Genomic DNA, 25,645 nt, shown 5'->3' on the forward strand with positions numbered 1-25,645 from the left:
CGCTCCGTGCCCAGGCACGGAGCGGCGTGCGCTGGACGCACGGCAGGTCAGGTATCCTCTGCCGCTTCACCCATGTGAGGAGCGCATCGACATGCGCATGCTGACCACCTGTTTCCTGGTACTGATCGCAATGAATGCACACGCCGCCGACAAGCCTGCTTCCCCGACCGCCCTCGTCATCCATGGCGGCGCCGGCGTCATCGAACGCAAGGATCTGAGCGCCGGCGAGGAGCGCGACATCCGCGCTGCGCTCGACCAGGCCCTGCAGGCAGGCCAGGCGGTGCTGTCGGCCGGCGGCACGGCACTCGACGCGGTGCAGGCGGCCGTCGTCACGCTCGAGGAGAACCCGCGGTTCAATGCCGGCAAGGGCGCGGTCTACAACGCGCTGGGCAAGCATGAGCTCGATGCCTCGATCATGGAGGGTCACACCCGGCGCGCCGGCGCGGTCGCCAGCGTCACCACGATCCGCAATCCGATCAAGCTGGCGCGCGCGGTGATGGAGCATTCCGAACACGTGATGCTGATCGGTGCCGGTGCCGAACAGTTCGCCGATGCCCAGCCGGCGCTGGAACGTGTGCCCAACACCTGGTTCGACACCGAGACCCGACTGAAGCAGCTGCAGGACGCGCAGGCGCGCGAACAACGCGAAGCGCACTCGGCGGACGCCGGCAACCTGAAGGGCAAGTATTTCGGCACCGTCGGCGCAGTCGCACTCGACGTCCATGGGCATATTGCCGCAGCGACGTCGACCGGCGGCATGACCAACAAGAAGTGGGGCCGGGTCGGCGACTCGCCGATCATCGGTGCCGGCACATGGGCCGATGTCGAATGTGGCGTGTCGGGCACCGGCTGGGGCGAGTTCTTCATCCGCAATGCGGTCGCCCATGACATCTGCGCGCGCGTGAAGTACGCCGGCGACAGCCTGAAGGTGGCCGCGGACGAGGTCATCATGAAGGTCGTGCCCGAGCTGGGCGGCGACGGCGGCGCGATCGCGCTCGATCGCCAGGGCAACATCGCGATGCCGTTCAACACGTCAGGCATGTATCGGGGCTGGGTCAAGCCCGATGGCAGCCGCGGCACCGCGATCTTCGGCGAGACCGACTGACCCGCACCTTTGGCCGCATGCCGATGTACACCGGCGTCAGCGGTGAACTTGTCGCGCAGTTGCGCGCGCGCGCGCTGCGCCTGACCCGGCGCCGCGAGGAGGCCGAGGACCTGCTGCAGGACGTGCTGGTGATCGCCTGGGAGGCGGGCCGGGGCGAACCGGCCTGGCTCAACGCGGTGATGACTCGACAGGCGGCGTTCGCGGTCCGTGGCGCTCGCCGGCGCCGGCAGCGCGACACCCGATTCGGTGCCGACCTGCACGGTTCGCGGGCGTTGTCCCGCTGTCCCGGGCAATCGATCGACGACAATGCGCCGTCATCCGCCGCGCTCGCGTCGTTGCTTGCGTGCCTGCCGCCGTCCGCGCGACGGATCGTGGTGCTGGTGTTGCACGGGCTGTCGGCCGCGGACATCCAATGGCTGTTGCAACTGCGCGCCGCTGCGTTCCGTCAACGGCTGACCGTGGTCCGGCGTGGCGTCGCGACCCTGCCCGACAGCGTGCGCGAGGCCTTGCGTCCGCTGTCGCTGCGGATCGATCCGGCGCGCGACATGGTGCTGGAGCGCGGCGTGCTGCGTCGTGCGCTGCTGGCGTCCGCGCGCCGGATGGATGGCCTGGGTACGCACGACGCGGATGGACATCCCCTGCTGCTGCGGCGTTGAGCCGGGCAGCCATCGTTTATTCCCACTGCTCACACCTGCGTCCCTCGCGGCAACAGACCGGGACCATCCACGCTCAGGGAACTGCCCATGCTCGGCCAAGCCAGACTCGAAACCCTTGTCTTTCTCGTCTCAACGCTCGATCGCAGCATCGCGTTCTATCGCGATGTGCTGGGGCTGGCGGTCGAAAGGATCGACAGCCACGACGGCCCGATCGCCACCGCGCAGGCCGGTGCGGTCTCGCTGGTCTTCATTCCGCAGCCTGCGCGCATCGGCGACAGTCCGATCCCGGTGTTCAGCATCGATGACGGCATCGACGATTGCCTGGATGCGCTGGTGGCCAAGGGCGTGGAGATCGTCACGCCGGTCAGCGATGCGCCCGATGGCGGCCTGACCTTCGATTTCCTCGACCCCGACCGCAACGTGCTGAGCGTCCACCAGTCCGGCCAGGCGCCCCGCCGGCGCTGAGCGGGGCGGCCAGCGGCTGGCCAGGCTCGTCTCGTCAGGCGCGGCTCGTATGAGGTGACCGCCTGCCTCTCCTGGCGTCAACGCACGAGGTAGGGTGCGACCAGCTGCCGCCAGAGCGCATAGCCGGCCGGACTCATGTGCAGGCGGTCGCCGATGAACAGCTCCTCGTGGGGTTGGCCCCGGGCGTCGAGCATCGGCGTGGCCACGTCGATGAAATCGGTGTCCGGCTGGGTCGACAGCCAGGTCCGGACCCGCGCATTGGCCTCGCGCTGGCGGTCGAGCTGGTCGATCCGCAGCGGGCTGGGCTTGATCGCCAGGTAGCTGATGCGCACCGAGGGCAGGTCCTGGCGCAGGCGCGCCACCAGCGCCTGCAGGTCGGCCAGCACCTGCTGCGGGCTACGGCCGGCATCGATGTCGTTGTCGCCGGCGTACAGGACCACCTGGCGCGGGCGATAGCGGATCGCGACCTGGTCGGCATGCCAGAGCGCGTCGCGCACCTGCGAGCCGCCAAAGCCGCGATTGAGCACCGGTACCCCGGGGAAGTCCTGGGCCAGGGTCGTCCACATGCGGGCCGAGGAGCTGCCGGTGAACACCACCGGGTTGGCGGGCGGCGGCTCGGTGACGTCGAGCGCCGCGAACCTGGCCATGTCGGCCTGCCAGTCCTGCGACACCGGATCGACCGCCGTCGCCGTCGCCGTGGGCGCGGAGCCGGCGCTGGCAGGCGCGGGTGAGGGCGCTCGTGAGGAGGCTGCAGGCGGCGTGTTGCAGGCCGTCAGCGCGGCCAGCAGCGTGGTCGTGGCCAGGGCGGCCAACAGGCGGGGAAGGCAAAGGGGGCGCTCGAACATGAACGGCATGCGCTGCTCCGGGCGGGCGGCCCAGTGAAGCAAAGGTGCCGGCCGGGTGCAAACCGGGCATCCGCGGCCTGCACGGATTCCGGCGGCGCCTGTGGCAAAATTGGCGCTATCCGCACTTCGCGTGCCCCAGCCCGGTTCCCATGCAATCCCCACCGTTGTGGCTCTCCTTCGGCCGTGCCGCAGGTCTTCCACCCGACATGACGTCCTCGCGCGGGATGGGCTGACCCACGATGGCTGACCAGACCGGACATCTTCCGCGCGGTCCCGCACGTATCCTGTTGGCCACGCGCTGGTCGTGGCAGGGCCTGTGCGCGGCATGGCGCCACGAGTCGTCGTTCCGGCTTGAGGTCTACCTGCTGGCAGTGATGGCGCCGTTGGCGTTGTGGCTGGGCAGCGATGGCGTGGAACGTGCATTGCTGCTGGGCAGTTGCCTGCTGGTGCTGTCGGCCGAGTTGCTGAACTCAGCGGTCGAGGCGGTAATCGAGCGCTATGGCCCGGAACACCATGAGCTGGCCGGTCGCGCCAAGGACATGGGGTCGGCGGCGGTGTTCGTGCTGATGATGAATGTGCTGCTGGTCTGGGGGCTGATCCTGCTCCCGCGCTGGTGGTAACACCCGGGCGATCGCCACGGGTGTCTCCCTGATTTTGAAAAGGAAAGTGGACCAATGATTGAGTTGTTGACCGATCCGCAGGTGTGGATCCTGTTGTTTACGTTGAGCGCGATCGAGATCGTGCTGGGTATCGACAATCTGGTGTTCATTTCGATCGCGGTCAGCAAGCTGCCGCCGGACAAGCGCGAGTTTGCGCGCAAGTTCGGCATCGCAGTCGCCTGCATCACCCGCATCCTGCTGCTGCTGACGCTGGCCTGGTTGGCCGGGCTGACGCACGACCTGTTCACGATCTTCGGCCAGGGCATCTCGGTGCGCGACCTGGTGCTGATCCTCGGCGGCCTGTTCCTGCTGGTGAAGGGCGCGATGGAAATCCGCGACATGGTCGGCGGCGGCCACGACGAGGACGCGTCCGGCGCGACCAAGGCGGCGGTGTCGTTCGGCGGCGTCATCGCGCAGATCGCGGTCATCGACATCGTGTTTTCGCTGGACTCGGTGATTGCCGCGGTCGGCATGGCCGGCGACTACGTGCCGGTGATGGTGGCGGCGATCCTGATCGCGGTCAGCGTGATGCTGCTGGCAGCGCGTCCGTTGGGCCAGTTCATCGACGCCAACCCCACGGTCAAGATGCTGGCGCTGGCCTTCATCCTGCTGATCGGTGCCTACCTGCTGCTGGACGGGTTCGGTCTGCACATCCCGAAGGGCTACATCTACGGCTCGATGGGTTTCTCGGTGCTGGTCGAGGCCTTGAACCTGTGGATGAAGCGCAACGCCGCACGTCGCGGGGAAACGCTGTGAACGAACGCGATCGGAACGGCACCGGGGTGACTGCATGAACACCGGGGTAAAGGCATGATCCGCCTGCACCAGATCGATCCGATCGCGGTTCATTTCCCGGCGTTCGAACTCTTCGGACGCCAGTTCCAGCCGGCGATCCACTGGTATGGCCTGGCCTATGCGCTGGCCTTCCTGACCGCGTGGTGGCTGGGACGCAGCCGCATCCTGGCCGGGCGCCTGCCGGGGGTGGATGTCGAGCGTTTCGGCGACCTGATGTTCAACGGCATGCTCGGCGTGATCCTCGGCGGTCGCATCGGCTACGTGCTGTTCTATGCGTTCGGCGATTTCCTGGCCAACCCGCTGATGCTGGTGCGGGTCTGGGATGGCGGCATGAGCTTCCATGGCGGCCTGCTCGGCGTGCTGGTGGCCGCCTGGCTGTGGGCGCGCAAGCAGGGCCTGCATTTCATCGACGTCATGGACTTCGTGGCGCCGTGGGTGCCGCCGGGTCTGGGCTTTGGACGGCTTGGCAACTACATCGGTGCGGAGCTGTGGGGCAAGTACACGCAGGCCGGTTGGGGTGTGGTGTTCCCCACCGATCCGGCGTTCGCCGGCTGGAGCGCTGAGCAGTTGCAGGCGCAGTTCGCGTCCGGTGCGCTCGACCGTTTCGCGCGGCATCCGTCCCAACTCTACCAGGCCTTCCTGGAAGGCCTGGTGATGTTCTGCGTGCTGTGGTGGTTCTCGCGCCGGCCACGGCCGCGCTATGCCGTCAGCGGCCTGTTCGCGCTGCTGTATGGCGTGTTCCGTTTCATCGTCGAGTTCGTGCGCGTGCCCGATGCGCAGATGGGCGAGAACGGTTACCTGGCCTTCGGCTGGCTGACGATGGGGCAGGTGCTGTCGTTGCCGCTGATCGCGCTGGGCCTGTACTGGTTGTGGCGCTCGCAGCGCGAGCCGACGCTGCAGCCGCGACTGCCGGCGGCATCCTGAGCCGGGTTCCCCACCGATACGCCACCCCCTGTCCTGAAATTTCCCCCCTCGCGTTACTTTCCCGGGATGCCACGATGAAGCCGTATCTTGATCTGCTGCAGCACGTGCTCGAACACGGCGCCGAGAAGGCCGACCGCACCGGGACCGGCACGCGCAGCGTGTTCGGCTGGCAGTTGCGCTTCAACCTGGCCGACGGCTTCCCGCTGGTGACCACCAAGAAGCTGCACCTGCGCTCGATCGTGCATGAACTGCTGTGGTTCCTGAAAGGCGACACCAACATCGCCTACCTCAAGGACAACAAGGTCAGCATCTGGGACGAATGGGCCGATGCCGACGGCGAGCTGGGGCCGGTCTATGGCAAGCAATGGCGGCGCTGGTCCACCGGCGACGGCGGCGAGATCGACCAGATCAAGTGGGTGGTCGAGGAGATCAAGCGCAATCCCGACTCGCGGCGGCTGATCGTGTCGGCCTGGAACGTGGCCGACCTGTCGAAGATGGCGCTGATGCCGTGCCACACGATGTTCCAGTTCTACGTGATCGACGGCAAGCTCAGCTGCCAGTTGTACCAGCGCAGCGGCGACATCTTCCTGGGCGTGCCGTTCAACATCGCCAGCTACGCGCTGCTGACGCACATGGTCGCGCAGGCCACGGGCCTGGCCGTCGGCGATTTCGTGCACACGCTGGGCGATGCCCACCTGTATTCGAACCACTACGACCAGGCGCGCGAGCAGTTGTCGCGCGCGCCGCGCGCGTTGCCGCGGCTGCGGCTGAATCCGGAGGTCACCGACCTGTTCGGATTCACCTACGACGACATCGCGATCGAAGGCTACGATCCGTGGCCGGCGATCAAGGCGCCGGTGGCGGTCTGAGCCGGCGGCGGCGATCCGGTCCGGGACGCGGCGCGCGCGCATGACCGTGCAACTGAGCCTGCTGGCGGCGCTGGACCGCCAACGCGCGATCGGCCATGACAATGCGCTGTTGTGGCATTTGCCCGACGATCTGAAGCGCTTCAAGGCGCTGACACTGGGCAAGCCGGTGCTGATGGGACGCAAGACCGCGCAGTCGCTGGGGCGCGCGCTGCCCAAGCGCAGGAACCTGGTGATGACCCGCTCGGGGCAGGTGCCGTTCGATGGCATGCAGGCGGTGTCGTCGTTGCAGCAGGCGATCGACTTCGCGGCTGCGGATGCGATCGCCACCGGGGCAGGGGTTGGGACCGATGGGATCTGCGAGCTCTGCGTGATCGGGGGGGCCGAGATCTACGCCTTGGCGCTGCCGTTGGCGACCCGGATGTTCCTGACCCATGTCGAGGCCGCCGTGGCGCAGGCCGATACCTGGTTCCCGTTGTTCGATTCCGCGCAATGGACGGTCGTCGATCGCCAGCCGCATGCGGCCGATGACCGGCATGCGCATGCCTTCACTTTCGTGGACTACCAGCGGTTCGCGCCGGGCGGTGGCGCTGCCAACACCGGCGGCCAAGCGACGGACAGCCTGCAGGCCTGAGACGGCGGAACACGCGGCCACCTGTGCGGATCGGGCTGAGGATCAGTCCACTGCGATCAGTCGCTTGGATCAGTCCGTCAAGATCAGCCCGTTGGCGTGCCGGTCGTGTCGGGCGTGCTGGCGGCGTTCGCGGTCACGGCAGGGGTCTGCGGATGGCGATGCGGCTTGCCGTGTGCGGGGCGCCGGGCGCCGCCGGACTTGCTGCCCGGCTTCGAGCCCGGTGGGACGTCGCGTCCCACCACCTGCACGACCCGCAGCTCTTCGCTGTCGAGCTGCAGTGCGGTCAGCTTGCCGCCCCAGACCGCACCGGTGTCGAGCGCGTGGATGCCGTTGCCGATGAACAGTCCGAGCGTCGACCAGTGTCCGCAGACGATCTTGAGGTCGCGCTCGGCGCGGCCGGGAACTTCGTACCAGGGATACAGGCCGGGCTGCTGGGTGCCGGGTGCGCCTTTTTCCTCGAACGCGATCCGTCCGCGCGGTGAGCAGTAGCGCATCCGCGTGAACACGTTGATGATCGCGCGATCGCGGTCGGGGCCGGTCAGCTTCGGCGACCAGGCCGGCTGGTCGCCGTACATGTTCTTCAACAACTTGCGATAGGCCTTCCCGCGCAGCTTCTGCTCGATCTCGGCGGCGTGCTTCTCGGCCAATGCCGTGGTCCACTTCGGCGCGAGCCCGGCGTGGCACATCATCCAGCCCAGCGCACGGTCGACGTGCAGCAGCGGCTGGTTGCGCAACCAGTCCAGCAGCACGTCACGGTCGTCGGCGAACAGCACGCCCTGCAGGTCGGCATTGACCTTGCGCTGGTCGTCGGGGGTGCGTTCGGCGATCGCCAGCAACGACAGGTCGTGGTTGCCCAGCACGCAGGCGACGTTGTCGCGCAACGAATGCACCAGTCGCAGCGTCTGCACGGATTCGCCGCCGCGGTTGACCAGGTCGCCGCAGAACCACAGGCGGTCGCGTGCGGGATCGAATGCGATGCGGTCCAGCAGGCGTCGCGTCGCGTCGTAGCAGCCCTGCAGGTCGCCGATTGCCCAGGTGGCCATGCGTCAGTGCGGCCTCAATGCAGCGTACGCGGCACGGACAGCGTGAACGGCGGGATCGGGGCGGCGAAACGCACGCCGTCGTCGCCGACCATGTCGTAGCTGCCCTGCATCGTGCCGACCACGGTTTCCAGCACCGCGCCCGAGGTATAGGTGAAATGCTCGCCCGGTTCCAGCCGCGGCTGTTCGCCGACCACGCCGTCGCCACGCACCTCTTCGACCTTGCCGTTGGCGTCGGTGATGATCCAGTGACGGGAGACCAGTTGCGCCGGCAGACGACCCAGGTTGCGGATGCGGATGGTGTAGGCGAACACGTACCGGTCTTCGTCGGGTGTCGATTCCTCGTCCACGAAACGGGTCGAGATCTGGATCTCGATGGTGTAATCGCTGACGTCTTGTATGGTCCTGTCCATATGCGCAGTGTAAGCCCAAGCCATGAAGGCTTCGACTACGAGGCGCCGGATTGGTTCGACAGGCGGATGAAATCGGCCACATCCAGCTGTTCTGCGCGCGATTGCGGATCGATGCCGGCGGCGACGATGACCGCGCTGTCGAGGGTCTTGCCCAGTGCATTGCGCAGGGTCTTGCGGCGCTGCCCGAACGCGGCGCGCACGATGTCGGCGAAGTGGGTGCGGTCCTGGATCTGCACGCTGCCGGCGGCGCGCGGCACCATCCGGACCACGGCCGAGTCCACTTTCGGCGGTGGACGGAAAGCGCCGGGCCCGACGTCGAACAGTGACGTCACCTCGCACCAGGCCTGCAGCATCACGCTCAGGCGACCGTAGACCTTGCTGCCCGGGCCGGCCGCCATGCGGTCGACCACTTCCTTCTGCAGCATGAAGTGCATGTCGCGGATGCTGGCGCCGCCCGCGGCGTGTTCCAGCGCATGGAACAGGATCGGCGAGGACAGGTTGTAGGGCAGGTTGCCGACCAGTCGGATCGGCGTGTCGCCCGCGAGCGCGCCGAGGTCGACGTCCAGTACGTTGGCGTGGATCAGCGTCAGCTCGCCGTGCGCGGCGGCGGCGTGCTGCAACGGCTGCAGCAGGTCGCGGTCGAACTCGATCGCGGTCAGGCTGCCGTGGCGATCCATCAGCGGGAAGGTCATCGCGCCCTGGCCGGGGCCGATCTCGACCAGGCGATCGCCGGACCGGGGATCGACCGCCTGCACGATCATGTCGACGACGCCGCGGTCGTGCAGGAAGTGCTGGCCCAGCGATTTCTTCGGCGGATCCTTGAATCCACCGGTGCCTGCCGGCTGCGTCGCGCGCGTGTCTGGGCTGCGTTTCATCGGGTTGCTTGTTGTCCGCTGTCGGCCGTTGTCGGGCAAAGGGTCACAGCAGGCGCGTGCCCAGCGGCACGTCCTGCTCGGGAATGCACAGCGCGACGTGTCCGTTGGCATCGTGGAAGCCGGTCACCAGGCATTCCGACATCAGCGGGCCGATCTGTTTCTTAGGAAAATTCACCACGGCCACGACCAGTCGTCCCACCAGTTGCTCGGGGGTGTACAGCGCGGTGACCTGCGCGCTCGACTTGCGGGTGCCGATCTGCGGACCGAAGTCCACGTGCAGCACATAGGCCGGCTTGCGCGCCTGCGCGAAGGGCTCGGCGGAGAGCACGCGGCCCACGCGCAGTTCGACCTTCATGAAGTCGTCCCAGCCGATCTCGGCGCCGAGGCCGGTGCCCGCGTCGGGCGTCGCGCCAGGCCCGGTCATGCGGCTGTCCGCGCAGGCATGTCATTGCGCATGGCGAGGCGGGTCATGGCCACGCGGCTCACGGTCGCACTGCTCACAGTCGCGCTGCGCGGCGCTTGCGCGCGAGCAGCGTGCAGTGGCTGATCGCCGCGAACAGGCTGGACGGATCCGCGCGCCCGCTGCCGGCCAGGTCCAGCGCCGTGCCGTGGTCGACCGCGACGCGTGGATAGGGCAGGCCCAGGGTGATGTTGACCGCCTGTTCGAAGCCGCTGTACTTGAGCACCGGCAGGCCCTGATCGTGATACATCGCCAGCACCGCATCGAAGCCCTTGAGCTTGCCGGGCAGGAACGCGGTGTCCGCAGGCAAGGGACCGACCAGGCGCATGCCTTCGGCGCGCAGGCGCTCCAGCAGCGGCTCGATGATCTCGCCCTCCTCGTGGCCGAGGTGGCCGGATTCGCCGGCGTGCGGATTCAGGCCAAGCACGGCGATGGTCGGGTCGGCGATGCCGAAATCGTGGCGCAGGGCAGCCGCGACGATCCGCAGCACGCGCTCCAGTCCTGCCGCGGTGATCGCGTCGGGGACCTCGCGCAGCGGCAGGTGGGTCGTCGCCAGGGCGACCCGCAGCGTCGGGTTCGCCAGCATCATCACCACGTCGCTGCCGGCCTGTCCGGCCAGTAATTCGGTGGTGCCGGAGTAGGCGATGCCGCCTTCGTTGATCGTGCCCTTGTGGACCGGCCCGGTCACGATGCCGTCGAAGCGGCCGTCCAGGCAGCCCTGCGCGGCGGTCAACAGCGCGGACACCACTGCCGCGGCATTGCCGGGCGCCGGGGTGCCGGGCTGGACGGGGGTGGCGTTGGGGATGTCGACCAGACGCAGTTCGCCGGGCCCCGCGGTCTCTGCGGTGGCGGGCAACAGCGTGATCGGCAATGCGAGCGTGGTCGCGGCCAGGAGCAGGGTGTCGCGGTCGCCGAACGCGACCAGGTCCGCATCCCAGCGGCGCTGCGCCGCCAGGATGCACAATTCGGGACCGACACCGGCCGGCTCGCCTGGCACCAGCGCGAGTCTGGGCCTCATTGGGGCAGCGTCCGGATCAGTTCTCGGGCGGCGGGTTGCCCGACGGCATCGGCGCGTCGGCATCCTTGCGCCTGCTGCGCTTGCCTTCCTCGGGTGCCGGGGCGGTACTGTAGAAGTCGTTCGGATTCTCGGCATTGGCGCCGGTCCGGATGCTGACGTAAGCCTCGCCACGCATTTCGCGCAGGTAGCGTTCCCACTCGTCCTCCAGCTTGCGCTGGCCGATCGACTCGCGGACCTGGGCCCGCTTGTTGTCGTCGGTGACGTCGGCCTGGCGCGCGCCCACGCGCTGGACGATATGCCAGCCCGCCTGGGTCTTGAACGGGGCCGAGACCTGTCCGTCCTGCAGCGCGGTGACCTGGCCACCGAACTCGGGGCCGAACTCGTCCTGCGTGAACCAGCCCAGGTCGCCGCCGTTGGCCTTGCTGACGGTGTCTTCCGAGCTTTCCTTGGCCGTCTCGACGAAGTCCGCACCGCCGGCGATGCGCGCCCGCAGGGTGTCGATCTTGGTCTTGGCCTCACTGTCGCTGCTGGCGTTGGCGCCGGTGCGCACCAGAATGTGACGCGCCTGGTACTGGGTCACGCTGCGGCCTTCGGCCTGGGTGGCATCGCGCTTGGCGACCAGCTTCAGCAACTGGAAGCCGCTGGGGCCACGGATCGGGCCGAGCACGCCGCCTATATCGAGCGAGCGGATCGCATTGGCGAACGCGGCCGGGATCTCGTCGAGGCTGCGCCAGCCGAGGTCGCCGCCTTCCAGCGCGTTCGGGCTGTCGGAATAGCGCACCGCGGCCGCGGCGAACTCCATCTCGTTGCGATCGAGCAGGCCCTTGATGCCGTCGATCTTCTGCTGGCCGACATTGATCTGCTCGGGCGTCGCGCCTTCCGGCAGCGCCACCAGGATGTGCGCCAGCTGGAACTGCGAGCCGGCCTGCTGCGAAGCGAGCGCGGCATCGACCTCGGCATCGCTGACGCTGATGCGGCCCTGCGCGAAGCGCTGGCGCATGCGCTGGATCAGCAGTTCGTCGCGCAGCGAGGCACGGAAATCGTCGAACGACATGCCGTCGCGCGCGAGCTGCTGGCGCAACTGGTCGGGGCTGATGTTGTTCTGCTGGGCGATGCCGGAGACGGCGCTGTCGATTTCCTGGTCGCTGACGCGGACGCCGGTGCCCTGCGCGCGCGCGGTCTGCAGGCGCATCAGGATCAGGCGTTCCAGCACCTGGCGCTCGAGGATCGCGCGCGGGGGCAACTGGTCCTGGCGATTCGCGTACTGGCTCAGGATGTTGGCGACGGCACGGTCCAGTTCGCTCTTGAGGATCACGTCCTCATCGACGATCGCGGCGATGCCTTCGAGTGGCTGCGTCTGCGATGAGGTCTGTTGCGCATGCGCGGGAGCGCCAAGCAGCAACGCGGCGGACAGCAGCAGGATGGTCAGGTTTTTCATGGATTGGCGTCGCGGAAGGAGTCGTCGGTGTCGCGGTTCAGCTGGGACGGCGGCACGAGATACAGATCGTCTCGGTAATAGCCGAGAATAGCACGGCGCAACCGGCCCTCTGTGTCCGGACCGGCCGAGCCCAAGCCCTTGAATTCAAGCTCGAACTGGATCGCATCGTTCATTTCGCCCTGGCGGTTGCGCACGTAGCGACGTGCGACCACGCGCGCGGCCATGCAGCAGCTTTCCCACTGCACGCCGGCGATGCCTTCGAGCATCTGCTTGTCCAGCAGCGAGTAGTAGTAGCGCCCGACCAGACTCCAGGACGGCGAGATCGGGTACAGGAACGACAGGTCGGCCTGTTCGAGCAGGTCGCTCTGGGTGTTGGGATTGCGGCGATAGCGGTAGGACAGGTTGACGATGCCCTCGTCACGGATCAGGTAGCGCGTGCGCATGCTGACCAGATCGTCGCTACGGCTGCTCGGGTTCCACTGATAGCCCGCGCTGATGGTCCAGCGGTCGTTGATCGCATAGGTGGTATCGGAGATCCACGCCGACTTGCCCTGTCCGACCGGTGACTCACCGGGAATGAAGGTCTGCGAATCGTCGAAGTAGCGGATCTGGCCGATGCTGGCCGACAGCTTTTCGCGGCCGTCGGACTCGCGGATCATCCGCGTCGTCAACGCCAGCGTCAGCTGGTTGGCGTCGGCCTGGCGGTCGGCGCCGGAGTAGCGGTTGTCGCGGAACAGCTGGCCCCAGCTGAAGGTCAGCGGGCGGGTATCGAACAGCGGCAGGTTGGACTGGTCGCGGTAGGGCGCATTGAGATAGAACATGCGCGGCTCCAGCGTATGCAGGAAGCTGTCGCCCCGGAACTTCATGTTGCGCTCGAAGAACAGACCGGCATCCACGCTGGTGATCGGCATGCTGCTAGACGGCGAGCGGTCGCCATTGGCAGCCTCGTCGACACGGTAGCCCGTGTAACGCCACGCGACGGTGGGGCGGATGAACCAGCTCGCGCCTTCGATCGGTGCCGAAATGTAGGGCTTCAGATACAACCGCGTGCCGCCGGGACGCAGGCGTGTACCGTCTTGCCTGACGCTGGAATCGAGATGTGAAAACCGCGTCAGGTCGCTGTCCAGGCCTGCGACCAGCCAGTTGCCGAACGGTTGTTCCCAACGGAAGTAAGCGCGCGGCAGACGATGGTAGGCGACGGCGCTCTCAGGCAGGAGATAGTCGGTCAACTGGTAATAGTCGGCCACCACGCCCGCATTCCAGAACGCACTGCGCCCATAGACTCCCACGGAACTACGCAGGTAAGTGCCGACGTTGCCATCGAGATTGTTGCTGGAATCTTCCATGTAGCGCGGATCACTGATCCAGGCCACGTTCGCCCGAGCCTGCCAGGTCCGGTCGATGCGCTGTGTTCCGCGATAGCCGAACATCGCGCGATCTTCCTTGCGGTAGTTCTCCGGGCGTATGCGAGGATCGGCGATCTCGTCGGCACGTTCGCGGGTGGTCAGGTTGTCCGATGGCAGATACTCGGCCTCGAACACCCCTTGGCCCCCGTCCCGCAGATAACGGAACTCCGCACCCAGCTGGATGCCGCGTTTGCTCATGAAGCGCGGTTCCAGCGTGAGGTCGTAATTCGGTGCCAGGTTCAAGTAGATCGGCTGCCGCCAGTCGAGGCCATTGCGGCCCGAGTTGCTGATGCTCGGATACAACAGGCCGGTCGTGCGGCGGTCATCGATGGGAAACGCGAACCACGGGATGTACAGCACCGGGATCTTGCCCACGCGCAGCTTGGCGCCGCGGGCGACACCCATGCCGGTATCGGTATTGACGTCGATTCGGCGCGCCTGCAGTTCCCACATCCGCTGACTGGGCGGGCAGGTCGAGTAGGTCGAGCCATGCATGCGGCCTTCGGCGCCGGCCATCTCGATCCGCTCGGCGCCGCCGTTGCCGCGCCGCTCCACCAGCTGGTAACGGACGTTGTCGATCTTGTGCGACTCGGTGTTCTGGTCGCCTTCCAGGCGGTCGGCAATGATGCGCATGCCCGAATCTTGGTAGCGCACGTTGCCGGTGGCGGTATAGGTGCCGGTCTCCTGCGAGTACTGCAGGTCGTCGGTGCCCAGGAACTGGTCGCCACGGCGCAGGGTGACGTTGCCGCTGACGTTGACGCTGTCGCCGTCGATGCCGGTGACCGCATCGCCATCGACATCGGTCGGCTGCTGTTCGCGCTGGGCGATGCCGCCGACGGGTGGCTGCGCATCCATGAACGATGGGATGGCGTCCTCGATCGGGCACAGCGACCAGTCCGGTGGCCGTTCATCATCGTCCGCATGGGCCGCCAGCGACATTGCGATCAACAGCGGCAGGGGAAGCAGACGGAAAGCTGGGCGCACGCGCGAGGCCATCATCGACGGGAAAGAACGCTAGCTTGCCGCAAGCCCGCAGGGGCGGCAATGCGACCGGCACGGAGCGATTCATTCTCGCCGGCCGCGCGGTCGCCTCCAGGCGAGCGGATGAAACGCCGGCTGAATGGGGTGTGAGGAGCGGCCCCAGATCCTGACGCCATCGCGTGCCCGCTCATGCCGCCACTCCGGGCTGCGTTCCGGCCTGCAGCGCCTGGACATGGGCGACGCTGCATTCGCGCAAGGCCTGCAGGTCGTAGCCGCCTTCGAGCGTCGAGACGATGCGGCCATCGGCATGCTTTGCAGCCAGGGCCAGCAGTTCACGGGTGATCCAGGTGAAATCCTCGGCTTCGAGCTTCAGGTTGGCCAGCGGGTCGCGCCAGTGGGCGTCGAACCCGGCCGAGACCAGGATCAGCTGCGGTGCGAAGGCGTCGATCTCCGGCAGCAGGCGCTCGCGCCAGATCGCGGCGAAGCGCTGGCCGTCGGTCCCGGCCGGCAATGGCTGGTTGAAGATGTTGCCGACGCCCCGCTCGTTGCGGTCGCCGGTATCGGGGAACAGCGGTGCCTGGTGCGTGCTGAGGTACTGCACGCGTGGCTCGTGTTCGAAGATCGCCTGGGTGCCATTGCCGTGGTGGACATCGAAATCGATGATCGAGATCCGTGAGAGGCCATGGCGCTCGAGCGCATGCGCCGCGGCGACGGCGACGTTGTCGAACAGGCAGAAGCCCATCGCCAGGTCGCGGGTCGCGTGGTGGCCGGGCGGGCGCACCGCGCAGAACGCGGCATGCACCTCGCCGTGCATCACCGCGTCGACGGCGGCGACGCCCGCGCCTGCGGCACGCAGGGCCGCCTCGCCGGACTGCGGCGACAGCACCGTGTCCTGGTCCAGCGCGATCCGTTCGTCGGGATGAAAGTCCAGCACCCGCCGCAGCAGGATGTCGTCGTGCACGCGCGCCAGTTGGCCGCGCGTCGCGCGCGGCGCCTCATGCCATTCCAGCCCGGTGACATGCCTGCGCAGCGCATCGTTGACGGCGATCAGGCGGTCGGCCGATTCCGCATGGTCGGGGCCGGTGTCATGGGCCAGGCAGGCGTCGTGGGTGTAGATGGCGACGCGGTTCATCGTGAAGCCTCGCAGGCAGGGAGTCGGGCGGGAGATGGCGCCGTGTCGCAGGACAATGCACCTTTGCACCTCTGCGCGTCACGCCGTTGAGGAGGGTGTGCGCCGCGCACCTGTGTAGCGCATGCCTGCAAAGCAATGATGCCGTCGTGATGTGGGAGGGGCCCGGCGACCCTGGCGGCCGCGATGGCCCTGATTGCGTGTCGCATGCGCTCCCTCGCCAGCCCCAGCCCTGGAAATTGCGTGTTGACCGCGCAGTCCGTGCTGGCGGAGCCGGTCCCCGCAGGCTCGGCCAGCCGGCCAGGACGTCGAGCCAGCCTATCACCGCTGGCGGCGGGCGTGCTCCCACAGCACCTCGCCATGGCCATCGGCCCGGGCCAGCACCCGCGCCAGCACGAACAGCAGGTCCGAGAGCCGGTTGAGGTAGCCGATCGCCTCCGGCCGCACCGCTTCTTGGCGTGCCAGCGTCACCGTCTCGCGCTCGGCCCGGCGCACGATGGTGCGGGCCAGGTGGCAGCGGGCAGCCGCTTCTCCGCCGCCGGGCAGGATGAAGTCCTTCAGCGGTGGCAACGCGGCGTTGTGCTCGTCCAGTCGCTGCTCGAGCCGGTCGATGTCGACCTGCTGGATCGCGGCATGGCCGGGGATGCAGAGTTCGCCGCCCAGATCGAACAACTGGTGCTGGATGGTCGTCAGCAGCGCGCGGATGCCGTCGTCCAGGCCGGGAACCGCCAGCAGCAGGCCGATCGCCGAATTGGCCTCGTCGACCGTGCCGTAGGCGTTGACCCGGTCGGCGTCCTTGGCCACGCGGCTGCCATCGCCGAGGCCGGTCGAGCCGTCGTCGCCGGTGCGCGTGTAGATCTTCGACAGCCGGTGTCCCATCCGTGCAGGCGATGCCGCGGGTCAGCGCTGCGGGTTGCGGACGCTGGCGGCGACCGAGGCGTGCAGGGTCTGCGCGATCGCGACATGGGCGACCGCAGCCAGCGAAACGTACATCGCCGTGACCCGCAGGTACGGGACGAACCAGTCGAGCCAGTTTTTCGCCCAGCCGGCGACGCTTGGGGCGGCGACGACATCGCTGGTCCAGTAGAAGCCGCCCTGCGCGAACAGGTGGCAGACTGCGACCGAGGCCACCAGCGCGACCGCCAGCCGGCCCAGGCCGCGCCATTGCAGGCCGCCCTGGCCGCGCTGCAACCACCAGCCACCGGCCCACATCGCGACATGCGCCGGGACCAGCGCCCAGTAGCCGGGTGAGATGCAGTAGTGGCTCCAGAAATCCAGGCCTTGGCCGCTGATGACGAACCAGTCGACCACCACCGCCAGCGCCATCAGCGCCGGGAAGGCCCAGCGGGTCCATTGGCTGAGGTAGAAGCCGCCGATGAAGAACACCGCCCAGGAGGCATCGGGCACGGCCGCGAAATGGTGGACGCGGGTGGCCGCCATCAGCGTGGCGAGCAGCGCAAGGATCGCGATGCGGGACGTCACGGTGAGGGTGGGGGCGCTGGGCATGGCGGCAACTCCGGTACGGCGATGGGGCTGGTCCAGCCGGAAGCGGCTGGCGGACTTTGGCAGGTGCCCAGTCTAATCCAATGGCCGTAAGATCCGGGATGGGCGTGGCGGCGGGCCCCGGATGCGGCCAGTGCAGCTCCAGGCCTGATCCGGGCGAGCTCCGGCCTGGAGGGCCAGTCCGGGTGACGCGTCCAGATGGCGACGTCGAGCCGATATCATGGCCGCATGAACCCATCACACCAAGTCCTGATCGTCGGTGGCGGACTCGTGGGCGCCAGCCTGGCGATCGCACTCGACCGTATCGGCGTCGATGTTGGCCTCATCGAAGCGACCCCGGCGGGCGAGATGCCCACCGTCTTCGACCAGCGCAACCTCAGTTTTGCCGAGGCCACCGTCAACGCGCTGTTGGCGCTGGGCGTGCTGCAGGCGCTGCGCCAGCCCGGCGGGTCGATCCGTCGCATACACATCAGCCGCCAGGGCGACTTCGGCCGTGCCACCCTGCAGGCCTCGGATTACGGGCGCGACGCTTTCGGCCAGGTCGTGGTCGCGCGTGACTTCGGCCAGGCGCTGGAAGCCAGGCTGGGCGCACTGCGTGGACTGAGCCGTTACCGCCCGGCACGCTTCGTCGGATTCGAGGACGATCGCGACGGCATGCGCCAGGTGCGCATCGCCACAGCTGGCGGCGAGCAGGTGCTGTCGACGCGGCTGGTGGTCGCCGCGGATGGCAGCGACAGCGACGTCCGCGCGGCGCTCGGCATCGGGATCGATCGCCACGACTACGGGCAGCGTCTGTTCGTGGCCCAGTTGCATGGCGAGCGTGCGCCCGACGGCACCGCCTATGAGCGCCTGACCGATCACGGGCCGACGGCCCTGCTGCCGCGAGGCGACCGCAGCTACGGCCTCGTGCACGGGGTGGCTGTGGAGGAGGTCGACCGCGTGGCGGCGCTGGACGATGCGGCCTTCGTCGCCCGGACCCAGGCGATCTTCGGCTGGCGTGCCGGCCGTTTCACGCGCGTGGGTACGCGCAGCGTCTATCCGGCGGTGCGCACGGTGGCACGGTGCACGACGGCGCATCGCGCGCTGCTGGTCGGCAATGCCGCGCAGAGCCTGCATCCGATCGGTGCGCAGGGATTCAACCTGGGCTTGCGCGATGCGCTGACGCTGGCCGAGCTGCTGGAACAGGGCGTCGCCGCGAATGAGCATCCGTTCCGGGATCCGGGCAGCGATGCGCTGCTGCAGGCCTATGTCGCGCGTCGCGAGGAAGACCGGCGACGGACCCTGGCGTTCTCCGATGGACTGGCGCGGATCACCGCCAACGATGCGGCCTGGTTGCGCCCGGCACGCAGCCTGGGCCTGCTGGCCATCGACCGCCTGCCGGCGCTGCAGTCGATGCTGGCAGGCAGTGCGATGGGCTATCGCGGCGACGTGCCGGCGCTGTGCCGGGCGATCTCCGCATGAGCGGGCTTGGCATGAGCCGGCGCGGCCTGCGCGACGTGGTCGTGGTCGGTGGCGGTGTCGTCGGTGCGGCCTGCGCCCTGGCGCTGGCCGAGCAGGATCTGGACGTGGTGCTGATCGAGGCCGCGCCGCCCGCGTCCTGGTCGGCGACGGCGCGCGATCTGCGCGTCTATGCGTTCGCGCCCGACAACGCCGCACTGCTGTCGCAGCTCGGGGTCTGGCCCTCGGTCGTGCGTGCACGCGCGCATCCTTACCGACGCATGCAGGTCTGGGATGCGGCCGGCGGCGATGCATTGACGTTCGATGCCGATGCGCTGGCCCGTCGCGAGCTGGGCTGGATCGTCGAACACGGCCTGCTGGTCGATCGCCTGTGGCAGGCCTTGCAGGCCAGCCGCGTGGAACTGCGCTGCCCGGACAAGGTGGTCGAGCTCGAGCGCACGCCCGCGCGCGACACCTCCGAGCGGGGCGCGCCTCAGCCGGGTGGCGACCGCGTACAACTGCGCCTGGCCGACGGCGGCCGACTGGAGACGCGCATTGCGATCGCCGCCGATGGCGCGGCATCGACGTTGCGCACGCTGGCCGGCATCGACGTCGACGCGCATGCCTATGGCCAGCGCGGCGTGGTCGCCTATGTGCAGACCGAACGGCCGCACGCGGACACCGCCTGGCAGCGCTTCCTGCCGACCGGACCGTTGGCGCTGCTGCCCTGCGCTGATGGCAGTTGCTCGATCGTCTGGACGCTGCCCGACGATGAGGCCGCGCGCGTGCTGGCGCTGGACGACGAGGCGTTCTCGCGTGAGATCACGCATGCCTTCGATGCCCGTCTCGGTCACATCCATCCGCTGTCGAACCGCGTGGCGTTTCCGCTGCGGCGGCAACTGGCGGCGACCCAATACGAAGGCCGCGTGCTGGTCATCGGCGATGCCGCGCATGCGGTGCATCCGCTGGCCGGGCAGGGCGTCAACCTGGGCCTGCGCGACGTCTCGGCGCTGCAGACCTCGGTGGCCGATGCGCGCCGGCGCAACATCGCCTGGGAGGGTCCGCAGCGCCTGTCGCGCTGGGCGCGCGTGCGGCGCAGCGAGAACACGGTGGCGGCCTACGCCTTCGATGGCATCAACCGCCTGTTCTCGAACGACCGTGTCGGCCAGACCCTGCTGCGCGGCCACTTGCTCGGCATCGCGGGGCGCATGCCGGCCCTGGTCAACGGTTTCTGGCGCCGCGCCTCAGGCCTGTAGCAGTGGGGATGGCCGCCGATCGCGCGGCGTGCCCGGGTTGCAAGGCGCGGCCATGGCCCGCGCCTGCGCTGCGCGCAACGACCGCGCAGCGATGCTGCATCGATCGCTATCCATCGCTCAATGCGCGGGCGCGCGACAGCCGCCACGCAGGCGCTTGATGCCGCTGACCAGCAACAGCACCAGGCCGCCGGCGACGATGCCGACCACGGCGTTGATCAGGGTCGGCGTCAACGCGCCGACGACGCTGCCGATGGCCGGCAACGATGCCGCGCTGACCGCGGTCTCGGTGATCCATTCGTGGACCGCGTGCACGCCGTGGGTCAGGATGCCGCCGCCGACCAGAAACATCGCCGCGGTGCCGACCACGCTGAGCGTCTTCATCAGCCACGGCGCGGTACGCAGGATGCCGCGGCCGAGTGCGCCGAGCGCACCGGTGCGGCGGCTGAGGTACAGGCCGGCGTCGTCGAGCTTGACGATGCCCGCGACCAGTCCGTAGACGCCGATGGTCATGATCACCGAGATGCCGGTGACCACACCCGCCTGCACGGCGAACGCGCTGGTCGCCACCGTGCCCAGGCTGATGACGATGATCTCGGCCGACAGGATGAAGTCGGTGCGGATCGCGCCCTTGATCTTGTCCTTCTCCAGCGCGACCAGGTCCACGTCGGGATTGGCGACCGCCTGCACGTGCGCGCGCTGGTGCTGCTGTTCTTCCTGCTTGCGGCCGTGCATCAGCTTGTGCGCGACCTTCTCGAAACCCTCGTAACACAGGAACAGGCCGCCGATCATCAGCAGTGGCGTGATCAGCCATGGGATGAACGCACTGATCGCCAGCGCCGCCGGCACCAGGATCAGCTTGTTGCGCGCCGATCCCTTGGCGACCGCCCAGACCACCGGCAGCTCGCGGTCGGCCCGGACGCCGCTGACCTGCTCGGCATTGAGCGCGAGGTCGTCGCCGAGCACGCCCGCGGTTTTCCTGGCCGCCACCTTGGTCATCACCGACACGTCGTCGAGCACGGTGGCGATATCGTCGAGCAACACCAGCAGGCTGGAAGCCATGGTCGGATCCGGTCGGAGTAGGAAGGGGGCGCGCGATTGTAGCCGTGCGCGGATCGTCAGCGCGTGGACAGCACCAGCGCGTACGCGGCCAGCCCGAACGCCAGTACCGCGGCGGTGGCCGCGACCAGGGCCAGGCGGTCGATGCGCTGCATGCGCCGCTCCATGCGGTCGGCGCCGGCCTGCAGCGCCTGCAGGGTCTGCTGCATGTCGCTGGCCAGCTTTCCGATCGAGTCCGCATTCTGGCTGGCGGCATCCTGCAGTTCGCCGATCTGCGCATTGATGACGTCCAGCCGCAGCTGCTCGCGGGGATCGGCCGGTGGCGGCAGGCGCGTGAAGATCGGCCGCGCAAGGCGGACGATCTCGGGCAGGTAGGGGGCGACGATGGTGATCCAGCTCGCGGCCATGGCGGGTCCTCGGGGAATGCGGTGGGCGCCGGCGGGGCGACGCGCGACGCGAGCGGGTTCGCTGCCGCGCGAGACTGGTCGCCTGTCTACTTCTGGGTGCTGGCGAAGACGGTGATTTCCTCGCGGTCGTGATACAGCTGGCGCGCCCGCAGCGTCAGCGGCCGGCCGGCCTCGCGGGTGAACAGGTCCAGGCTCAACTGGGTCTCCTGCCAGCGCTTCTTCATCGGCAGCTTGAGGTTGAAGATCGCGTGCCGGCACCAGCCTTCGCGGAACCAGGTCGCCATCCGTTCGGCGACCCTGCGCGGCTGTTCCACCATGTCGCAGACCATCCAGTCCAGCGGACGCTTGGGCTGCCAGCGGAAGCCGTCGGCCTGCAGGTGCTCCACCCAGCCCATGTCGAGCACATGCGAGCGCAGCGGACCGTTGTCGATCGCGCTGACCTGCAGGCCCTGGCGGGCCAGCACCCAGGTCCAGCCGCCGGGTGCCGCGCCAAGATCGGCGGCGGTCATGCCGTGCTGGATCAGGGCACTGCGTTCGTCCGGGCTCATCAGGCTCAGCAGCGCTTCCTCGAGTTTCAGCGCCGAGCGCGATGGCGCCTCCTGCAGCAACTTCAGTCGCGGGATGCCCTGCGGCCACGGCGCACTGTCGCGCGGATGGCTGCGTGCCAGCAGGACATGGTCGCCGGCGAGGAAGCACACATGCAGGCGCGGCAGGCGGGCATCGTCGCGGGCGGTCAGGAAGCCGCGCTGCCGCAACGCAGGACGCAACGCGTTGCCGAAGCTGCGCGCCAGCCCGGACAGCGGCTTGCCGCCCTCCGAATCGGGATGTTCGACCCACAGCTCGCCATAGCGACCGCCGAACGCGAGCGCGTCGAGGATCGGCGTGATGCGATCGGTGGGCGACATGCCGGCGATCTCGGCCACCAGGTCCAGGCGTTGGCGCGCGAAGATCAGGTCCTGCCACGGCATCGCACCCGCGAGCGGCCCCGGGGTGATGAACACCACGTAGCCATCGTCGCGCCGGGTGCGCGCATAGCCATGGACGCCGACGCGGGCCGCATGGTCGGCCAGTTCGGCGGCGAGATCGGGCTCGAAGCCGGCGCGGCAGTAGCACAGCAGGCCATGCAGTCGCGGACCGTCCTGTGGGCTGCCGTCTCCGGATGCGCGCCCGTCGGGGGCCTGCGCTTCCGCCGGCGGTGCTTCAGGGGGCTCTGTTTCGGCAGCTTGCGCTTCGGGCGCCTGTATTTCAGGGGCCAGCACTTCAGGCGCGTGCTCTGTCTGCGCATCCGCTTCGGGCGCGTCCGTGTCGGCATTGCGGTGTTCGGTGGCGCCGTCTTCGGGGCCGCGGTGTTCGGGAAGCATGTTCAATAGTGTTCGCCATCGCTTTCGCCGTACTGCTGCAGCACGGCGCGGGCATCGTCGCGCAGCAGGTCGCGGACGACCTCGATGCCACGCCGGTTGAGCTCGCCGATCCAGTCGGCGGGCAGGGGGCCTTCGTCGAACGGTGTCAGCGCTTCGACATCCTCGGCGCGCGCACCGATCAGCAGGCGGTCGATGCCGGCCCAGATCGTGGCGCCGAAGCACTGGCAGCACGGCTGCGACGAGGTCGCCAGCACCATCGGGCCGCCGTGTTCGTTGAGGCGCGGGGTCTGCAGCCGCTGTTGCGCCAGCATGTAGGCCATCGTCTCAGCATGCGCCAGCGAGCAATTGTGCGGCAGCACGCGGTTGACGCCGATCGAGATCAGCCGGTCGCCGGGTCCGAACACCGCCGCGCCGAACGGGCCGCCGGTGCGCGCATCCACGTTGTGGCGCGACAGCTCGATCGCGAGCGCGACCTTGGCCTCGTCGCCTGCGTAGCTGCGCTCGGTGTCGACCGCGTCGTGGATCCACGGCGGCAGGGTCAGGTGGACTTGTGCGTAGAGCATCGTGGACCTGTGGTCGGGGGAGGGCGGCTGTCTCGGGATGCGCCCGTCATCTGGACGCCAGTGTATGTCGATCCTCGCAGGCGGACGTTGAACGCGGCGTTGTCGTTGCCGTGCGCCGCGCATGACGTGGCGGGCCGATGTCGCGGCCGCTGAGGTGGCAAATGGGTGGTGTTGCATGTGCCTGTCCTGCGCATGGCACGCGCAGCGGACAGGTCCGGCCGCTGCGCGATGCCGGCTGCCACTGCCACAGGCCGCGCCGGTCGATGGACTGTCGTGCAGGCCCGGGTCTGACCTCGCCCGAGCCCAGGCCCGGTGTCTGGTCAGGCTTGGCTTCTATCGAGTCCGGCTTCTATCAGGCCTGCGCTGCCCAGGTGTCGCGCAGCGTCACGCTGCGGTTGAACACCGGCGCCTGTGCCCTGTGGTCGCGACGGTCGGCGACGAAATAGCCGGTGCGCTCGAACTGGAATGACTGCTCCGGGTCCGCCGCAGCCGCCGCCGGTTCGACATAGCCGCGCACGCTGCGCCGGGAGTCCGGATTGAGATGGTCGCGATAGGTCTTGCCGTCGCTGTCGTCGTCCGGGCTGGGTACCAGGAACAGGCGGTCGTAGAGCCGGATCTCGGCTTCCACGGCGTGGCGGGCGCTGACCCAGTGGATCGTGCCCTTGATTTTGCGGTTGGCGCCTTCCATGCCCGGCCGCGACTCGGGGTCCAGCCAGCCGCGCAGCTCGACGATCTCGCCGGCCTCGTTCTTGACCACCTCGTCGACGCGGGCGATGCCGGCGCCGCGCAGGCGCACTTCGCCGCCCGGCACCAGCCGTTTCCAGCCCTTGGGCGGGACTTCGGCGAAATCCTCGCGCTCGATCCACAGCTCGCGCGAGAACGGCACCTGGCGCTGGCCGAACGCCGGGTCCTTGGGGTGGTTGGCGAAGTCCAGCGTCTCCTCGAAGTCCTCGGGCAGGTTGGTCAGCACGAACTTCAGCGGGTCGACCACGGCCATCCGGCGCGGAGCGCTGGCATCGAGATCGTCGCGCAGCGCGCCTTCCAGTACCGAGAAGTCGAGCAGCGAGTTCTGCTTGCTGATGCCCACGCGGTCGACCAGCAGGCGCAGGGCCGATGGCGTGTAGCCACGGCGGCGCAGGCCCTGCAGTGTCGGCATGCGCGGATCGTCCCAACCATCGACCAGGCCGTCCTGGACCAGCGCCACCAGCTTGCGCTTGCTCATGACGGTGTAATTGATGTTGAGCCGCGAGAACTCGATCTGGCGGGGCTTGGCGGCGACGTTGGGCAGTCCGCGCGCGGTCAGCGAGGCCAGCAGCCCGGGCGAGCCGGCCAGGTCGACCCGGTCCACGCACCAGTCGTACAGCGGCCGGTGATCCTCGAACTCCAGCGTGCACAGCGAATGGGTGATGCCCTCGACGGCGTCGCCCAGCGAGTGGGCGAAGTCGTACATCGGGTAGATCGGCCAGTCGTTGCCGGTGTTCTGGTGTTCGACGTGCTTGATCCGGTACAGCGCCGGATCGCGCAGGTTGATGTTGCCGCTGGCCATGTCGATCCTGGCGCGCAGGGTCCGCGCGCCGTCCGGGAACTCGCCGGCCCGCATGCGCCGGAACAGGTCCAGGTTGTCCTCGACCGACCTGTCGCGGAAGGGCGAATTGCGACCAGGTTCGGTCAAAGTGCCGCGATAGGCCCGGACCTGCTCGGCGTCGAGGTCGCAGACGAAGGCGTCGCCCTGGCGGATCAGCTTCTCGGCCGCCTGGTAGAAGACCTCGAAATAATCCGAGGCATGGCGCAATTCGGCCCACGCGTATCCCAGCCAGCGGACGTCGTCCTGGATCGCGCGGACGAACTCCGGATCCTCCTTTGCCGGGTTGGTGTCGTCGAAGCGCAGGTTGCAGCTGCCGGCGAATTCCTGCGCCAGCCCGAAGTCCAGGCAGATCGCCTTGGCATGGCCGATATGCAGGTAACCATTGGGTTCGGGCGGGAAACGGGTGCGGATGGCCTGGTGCTTCCCGCTGGCGAGATCGTCGCGGACGATCTGGCGGACGAAGTCCTGCTTGCGGGCTGCCGGGGCATCCGGGGTGACGGCGTCGGCAGTGGAGGTCTCGATGGTCATTCGCAGGAAAGGCGCAGTGCGCGGCAGGAAAGACCGACAAGTTTAGCCGAGGCGGGCAGGGCCGGGATCGTCAGGCAGGGCGTTTCATGCCTCATAATGTGACCGGGGCACGGATAGTTGGCATGGAAGTTGCTCGGGGCTAATGGACTTGCCGTGCCGGATTCCGTGGGACATGCGAATGCGCGCTGATTGCCAGACACAGGGATTGCCGGGGAGCGCCATCGGACGCGTAGCCCGCTG

Annotated in this window: 26 protein-coding genes; 10 read left to right on the plus strand and 16 right to left on the minus strand. The window is 68.4% G+C overall.

The window, feature by feature from the left end; genetic code table 11:
- The first annotated feature begins 91 nt into the window (after positions 1-91).
- The 3 genes from ACYX7E_RS17590 to ACYX7E_RS17600 all read left to right on the plus strand — a co-directional run bounded on the left by ACYX7E_RS17590 (position 92) and on the right by ACYX7E_RS17600 (position 2,226).
- On the plus strand, positions 92-1,105 hold the full coding sequence (locus ACYX7E_RS17590; RefSeq protein ID WP_462081906.1) for an isoaspartyl peptidase/L-asparaginase family protein: 1,014 nt from the start codon (positions 92-94) through the stop codon (positions 1,103-1,105).
- A gap of 17 nt (positions 1,106-1,122) precedes the next feature.
- Positions 1,123-1,761 (plus strand): sigma factor, encoded by a 639-nt coding sequence (locus tag ACYX7E_RS17595; RefSeq protein ID WP_462081907.1) that lies wholly within the window; start codon positions 1,123-1,125, stop codon positions 1,759-1,761.
- Between the two features lie 87 nt (positions 1,762-1,848).
- On the plus strand, positions 1,849-2,226 hold the full coding sequence (locus ACYX7E_RS17600; RefSeq protein ID WP_462081908.1) for a VOC family protein: 378 nt from the start codon (positions 1,849-1,851) through the stop codon (positions 2,224-2,226).
- 77 nt (positions 2,227-2,303) lie between these two features.
- Here the strand turns inward: ACYX7E_RS17600 and ACYX7E_RS17605 are convergent, their stop codons facing one another.
- Positions 2,304-3,071 (minus strand): SGNH/GDSL hydrolase family protein, encoded by a 768-nt coding sequence (locus ACYX7E_RS17605; RefSeq protein ID WP_462081929.1) that lies wholly within the window; start codon positions 3,069-3,071, stop codon positions 2,304-2,306.
- A 239-nt stretch (positions 3,072-3,310) separates the two neighbouring features.
- Here ACYX7E_RS17605 and ACYX7E_RS17610 point away from each other — a divergent pair, with 239 nt between their 5' ends.
- From ACYX7E_RS17610 to ACYX7E_RS17630, 5 genes are all read left to right on the plus strand, one after another.
- Positions 3,311-3,691 (plus strand): diacylglycerol kinase, encoded by a 381-nt coding sequence (locus ACYX7E_RS17610; RefSeq protein ID WP_462081909.1) that lies wholly within the window; start codon positions 3,311-3,313, stop codon positions 3,689-3,691.
- A gap of 54 nt (positions 3,692-3,745) precedes the next feature.
- Positions 3,746-4,486 carry a TerC family protein gene (locus tag ACYX7E_RS17615; RefSeq protein ID WP_462081910.1) on the plus strand — a complete coding sequence of 247 codons (741 nt, stop codon included), beginning with the start codon at positions 3,746-3,748 and terminating at the stop codon, positions 4,484-4,486.
- 54 nt (positions 4,487-4,540) lie between these two features.
- Positions 4,541-5,449 carry a prolipoprotein diacylglyceryl transferase gene (lgt, locus tag ACYX7E_RS17620; RefSeq protein WP_462081911.1) on the plus strand — a complete coding sequence of 303 codons (909 nt, stop codon included), beginning with the start codon at positions 4,541-4,543 and terminating at the stop codon, positions 5,447-5,449.
- Positions 5,450-5,523: 74 nt separating this feature from the next.
- Complete coding sequence (locus ACYX7E_RS17625; RefSeq protein ID WP_462081912.1) at positions 5,524-6,318, plus strand: thymidylate synthase; 795 nt, start codon at positions 5,524-5,526, stop codon at positions 6,316-6,318.
- A gap of 46 nt (positions 6,319-6,364) precedes the next feature.
- Entirely contained in the window at positions 6,365-6,949 is a 585-nt protein-coding gene (locus tag ACYX7E_RS17630) for a dihydrofolate reductase (protein WP_462081930.1), read from the plus strand.
- A gap of 83 nt (positions 6,950-7,032) precedes the next feature.
- Here the strand turns inward: ACYX7E_RS17630 and ACYX7E_RS17635 are convergent, their stop codons facing one another.
- From ACYX7E_RS17635 to ACYX7E_RS17680, 10 genes are all read right to left on the minus strand, one after another.
- Entirely contained in the window at positions 7,033-7,992 is a 960-nt protein-coding gene (locus tag ACYX7E_RS17635) for a symmetrical bis(5'-nucleosyl)-tetraphosphatase (protein ID WP_462081913.1), read from the minus strand.
- Between the two features lie 14 nt (positions 7,993-8,006).
- Positions 8,007-8,402: a Co2+/Mg2+ efflux protein ApaG gene (apaG, locus tag ACYX7E_RS17640; RefSeq protein WP_462081914.1), complete on the minus strand. Its 396-nt coding sequence runs from the start codon at positions 8,400-8,402 to the stop codon at positions 8,007-8,009.
- A 35-nt stretch (positions 8,403-8,437) separates the two neighbouring features.
- Positions 8,438-9,277: a 16S rRNA (adenine(1518)-N(6)/adenine(1519)-N(6))-dimethyltransferase RsmA gene (gene rsmA, locus ACYX7E_RS17645; protein ID WP_462081915.1), complete on the minus strand. Its 840-nt coding sequence runs from the start codon at positions 9,275-9,277 to the stop codon at positions 8,438-8,440.
- Between the two features lie 43 nt (positions 9,278-9,320).
- On the minus strand, positions 9,321-9,701 hold the full coding sequence (locus tag ACYX7E_RS17650; protein WP_462081916.1) for a tRNA-binding protein: 381 nt from the start codon (positions 9,699-9,701) through the stop codon (positions 9,321-9,323).
- 73 nt (positions 9,702-9,774) lie between these two features.
- Entirely contained in the window at positions 9,775-10,755 is a 981-nt protein-coding gene (gene pdxA / locus ACYX7E_RS17655) for a 4-hydroxythreonine-4-phosphate dehydrogenase PdxA (RefSeq protein WP_462081917.1), read from the minus strand.
- A gap of 16 nt (positions 10,756-10,771) precedes the next feature.
- Entirely contained in the window at positions 10,772-12,193 is a 1,422-nt protein-coding gene (locus tag ACYX7E_RS17660) for a peptidylprolyl isomerase (RefSeq protein WP_462081918.1), read from the minus strand.
- Positions 12,190-14,583, minus strand: a complete 2,394-nt coding sequence (gene lptD / locus ACYX7E_RS17665) for an LPS-assembly protein LptD (protein WP_462081919.1) — start codon at positions 14,581-14,583, stop codon at positions 12,190-12,192. The genes ACYX7E_RS17660 and lptD overlap by 4 nt, the downstream gene beginning before the upstream one ends.
- Positions 14,584-14,767: 184 nt before the next feature.
- A complete protein-coding gene (locus ACYX7E_RS17670) occupies positions 14,768-15,712 on the minus strand; it encodes a histone deacetylase family protein (protein ID WP_462081920.1) in 945 nt (314 codons plus the stop codon).
- Between the two features lie 318 nt (positions 15,713-16,030).
- Complete coding sequence (locus tag ACYX7E_RS17675) at positions 16,031-16,588, minus strand: cob(I)yrinic acid a,c-diamide adenosyltransferase (protein ID WP_462081921.1); 558 nt, start codon at positions 16,586-16,588, stop codon at positions 16,031-16,033.
- Between the two features lie 21 nt (positions 16,589-16,609).
- Positions 16,610-17,191 (minus strand): hypothetical protein, encoded by a 582-nt coding sequence (locus tag ACYX7E_RS17680; RefSeq protein ID WP_462081931.1) that lies wholly within the window; start codon positions 17,189-17,191, stop codon positions 16,610-16,612.
- Between the two features lie 249 nt (positions 17,192-17,440).
- Between ACYX7E_RS17680 and ubiH the strand changes: the two genes are divergently transcribed.
- Together ubiH and ACYX7E_RS17690 are read left to right on the plus strand one after the other, a co-directional pair.
- A complete protein-coding gene (gene ubiH / locus ACYX7E_RS17685; protein WP_462081922.1) occupies positions 17,441-18,673 on the plus strand; it encodes a 2-octaprenyl-6-methoxyphenyl hydroxylase in 1,233 nt (410 codons plus the stop codon).
- Positions 18,674-18,684: 11 nt separating this feature from the next.
- A complete protein-coding gene (locus ACYX7E_RS17690) occupies positions 18,685-19,905 on the plus strand; it encodes an FAD-dependent oxidoreductase (protein WP_462081932.1) in 1,221 nt (406 codons plus the stop codon).
- A gap of 117 nt (positions 19,906-20,022) precedes the next feature.
- On the opposite strand, the gene ACYX7E_RS17695 is transcribed toward ACYX7E_RS17690, so the two are convergent.
- The 5 genes from ACYX7E_RS17695 to ACYX7E_RS17715 form a co-directional block, all read right to left on the minus strand.
- Positions 20,023-20,964 carry a DUF808 domain-containing protein gene (locus ACYX7E_RS17695; RefSeq protein ID WP_462081923.1) on the minus strand — a complete coding sequence of 314 codons (942 nt, stop codon included), beginning with the start codon at positions 20,962-20,964 and terminating at the stop codon, positions 20,023-20,025.
- Positions 20,965-21,020: 56 nt separating this feature from the next.
- Positions 21,021-21,368 carry a hypothetical protein gene (locus ACYX7E_RS17700; protein ID WP_462081924.1) on the minus strand — a complete coding sequence of 116 codons (348 nt, stop codon included), beginning with the start codon at positions 21,366-21,368 and terminating at the stop codon, positions 21,021-21,023.
- Positions 21,369-21,454: 86 nt separating this feature from the next.
- The gene (gene rlmM / locus ACYX7E_RS17705) at positions 21,455-22,495 is read right to left on the minus strand and encodes a 23S rRNA (cytidine(2498)-2'-O)-methyltransferase RlmM (protein ID WP_462081933.1); all 1,041 of its coding nucleotides are present in this window, start codon (positions 22,493-22,495) and stop codon (positions 21,455-21,457) included.
- Between the two features lie 236 nt (positions 22,496-22,731).
- Positions 22,732-23,292, minus strand: coding sequence for a nucleoside deaminase (locus ACYX7E_RS17710; protein WP_462081925.1), 561 nt, complete (start codon positions 23,290-23,292; stop codon positions 22,732-22,734).
- Between the two features lie 352 nt (positions 23,293-23,644).
- A complete protein-coding gene (locus ACYX7E_RS17715) occupies positions 23,645-25,405 on the minus strand; it encodes a glutamine--tRNA ligase/YqeY domain fusion protein (RefSeq protein WP_462081926.1) in 1,761 nt (586 codons plus the stop codon).
- Positions 25,406-25,645 lie beyond the last annotated feature (240 nt).

The sequence above is a fragment of the Luteimonas sp. RIT-PG2_3 genome, assembly GCF_054902115.1.

Coding starts and splice junctions, on each gene's coding strand:
- ACYX7E_RS17590 (WP_462081906.1), top strand. CDS start 92: ATGCGCATGCTGACCACCTGTTTCCTGGTACTGATCGCAATGAATGCA.
- ACYX7E_RS17635 (WP_462081913.1), bottom strand. CDS start 7,992: ATGGCCACCTGGGCAATCGGCGACCTGCAGGGCTGCTACGACGCGACG.
- rsmA (WP_462081915.1), bottom strand. CDS start 9,277: ATGAAACGCAGCCCAGACACGCGCGCGACGCAGCCGGCAGGCACCGGT.
- lgt (WP_462081911.1), top strand. CDS start 4,541: ATGATCCGCCTGCACCAGATCGATCCGATCGCGGTTCATTTCCCGGCG.
- ACYX7E_RS17615 (WP_462081910.1), top strand. CDS start 3,746: ATGATTGAGTTGTTGACCGATCCGCAGGTGTGGATCCTGTTGTTTACG.
- ACYX7E_RS17625 (WP_462081912.1), top strand. CDS start 5,524: ATGAAGCCGTATCTTGATCTGCTGCAGCACGTGCTCGAACACGGCGCC.
- ACYX7E_RS17670 (WP_462081920.1), bottom strand. CDS start 15,712: ATGAACCGCGTCGCCATCTACACCCACGACGCCTGCCTGGCCCATGAC.
- ACYX7E_RS17710 (WP_462081925.1), bottom strand. CDS start 23,292: ATGCTCTACGCACAAGTCCACCTGACCCTGCCGCCGTGGATCCACGAC.
- ACYX7E_RS17675 (WP_462081921.1), bottom strand. CDS start 16,588: ATGGGACACCGGCTGTCGAAGATCTACACGCGCACCGGCGACGACGGC.
- ACYX7E_RS17610 (WP_462081909.1), top strand. CDS start 3,311: ATGGCTGACCAGACCGGACATCTTCCGCGCGGTCCCGCACGTATCCTG.
- ACYX7E_RS17700 (WP_462081924.1), bottom strand. CDS start 21,368: ATGGCCGCGAGCTGGATCACCATCGTCGCCCCCTACCTGCCCGAGATC.
- apaG (WP_462081914.1), bottom strand. CDS start 8,402: ATGGACAGGACCATACAAGACGTCAGCGATTACACCATCGAGATCCAG.
- ACYX7E_RS17695 (WP_462081923.1), bottom strand. CDS start 20,964: ATGGCTTCCAGCCTGCTGGTGTTGCTCGACGATATCGCCACCGTGCTC.
- ACYX7E_RS17650 (WP_462081916.1), bottom strand. CDS start 9,701: ATGACCGGGCCTGGCGCGACGCCCGACGCGGGCACCGGCCTCGGCGCC.
- ACYX7E_RS17600 (WP_462081908.1), top strand. CDS start 1,849: ATGCTCGGCCAAGCCAGACTCGAAACCCTTGTCTTTCTCGTCTCAACG.
- ubiH (WP_462081922.1), top strand. CDS start 17,441: ATGAACCCATCACACCAAGTCCTGATCGTCGGTGGCGGACTCGTGGGC.
- ACYX7E_RS17595 (WP_462081907.1), top strand. CDS start 1,123: ATGCCGATGTACACCGGCGTCAGCGGTGAACTTGTCGCGCAGTTGCGC.
- ACYX7E_RS17690 (WP_462081932.1), top strand. CDS start 18,685: ATGAGCCGGCGCGGCCTGCGCGACGTGGTCGTGGTCGGTGGCGGTGTC.
- pdxA (WP_462081917.1), bottom strand. CDS start 10,755: ATGAGGCCCAGACTCGCGCTGGTGCCAGGCGAGCCGGCCGGTGTCGGT.
- ACYX7E_RS17715 (WP_462081926.1), bottom strand. CDS start 25,405: ATGACCATCGAGACCTCCACTGCCGACGCCGTCACCCCGGATGCCCCG.
- ACYX7E_RS17605 (WP_462081929.1), bottom strand. CDS start 3,071: ATGTTCGAGCGCCCCCTTTGCCTTCCCCGCCTGTTGGCCGCCCTGGCC.
- ACYX7E_RS17660 (WP_462081918.1), bottom strand. CDS start 12,193: ATGAAAAACCTGACCATCCTGCTGCTGTCCGCCGCGTTGCTGCTTGGC.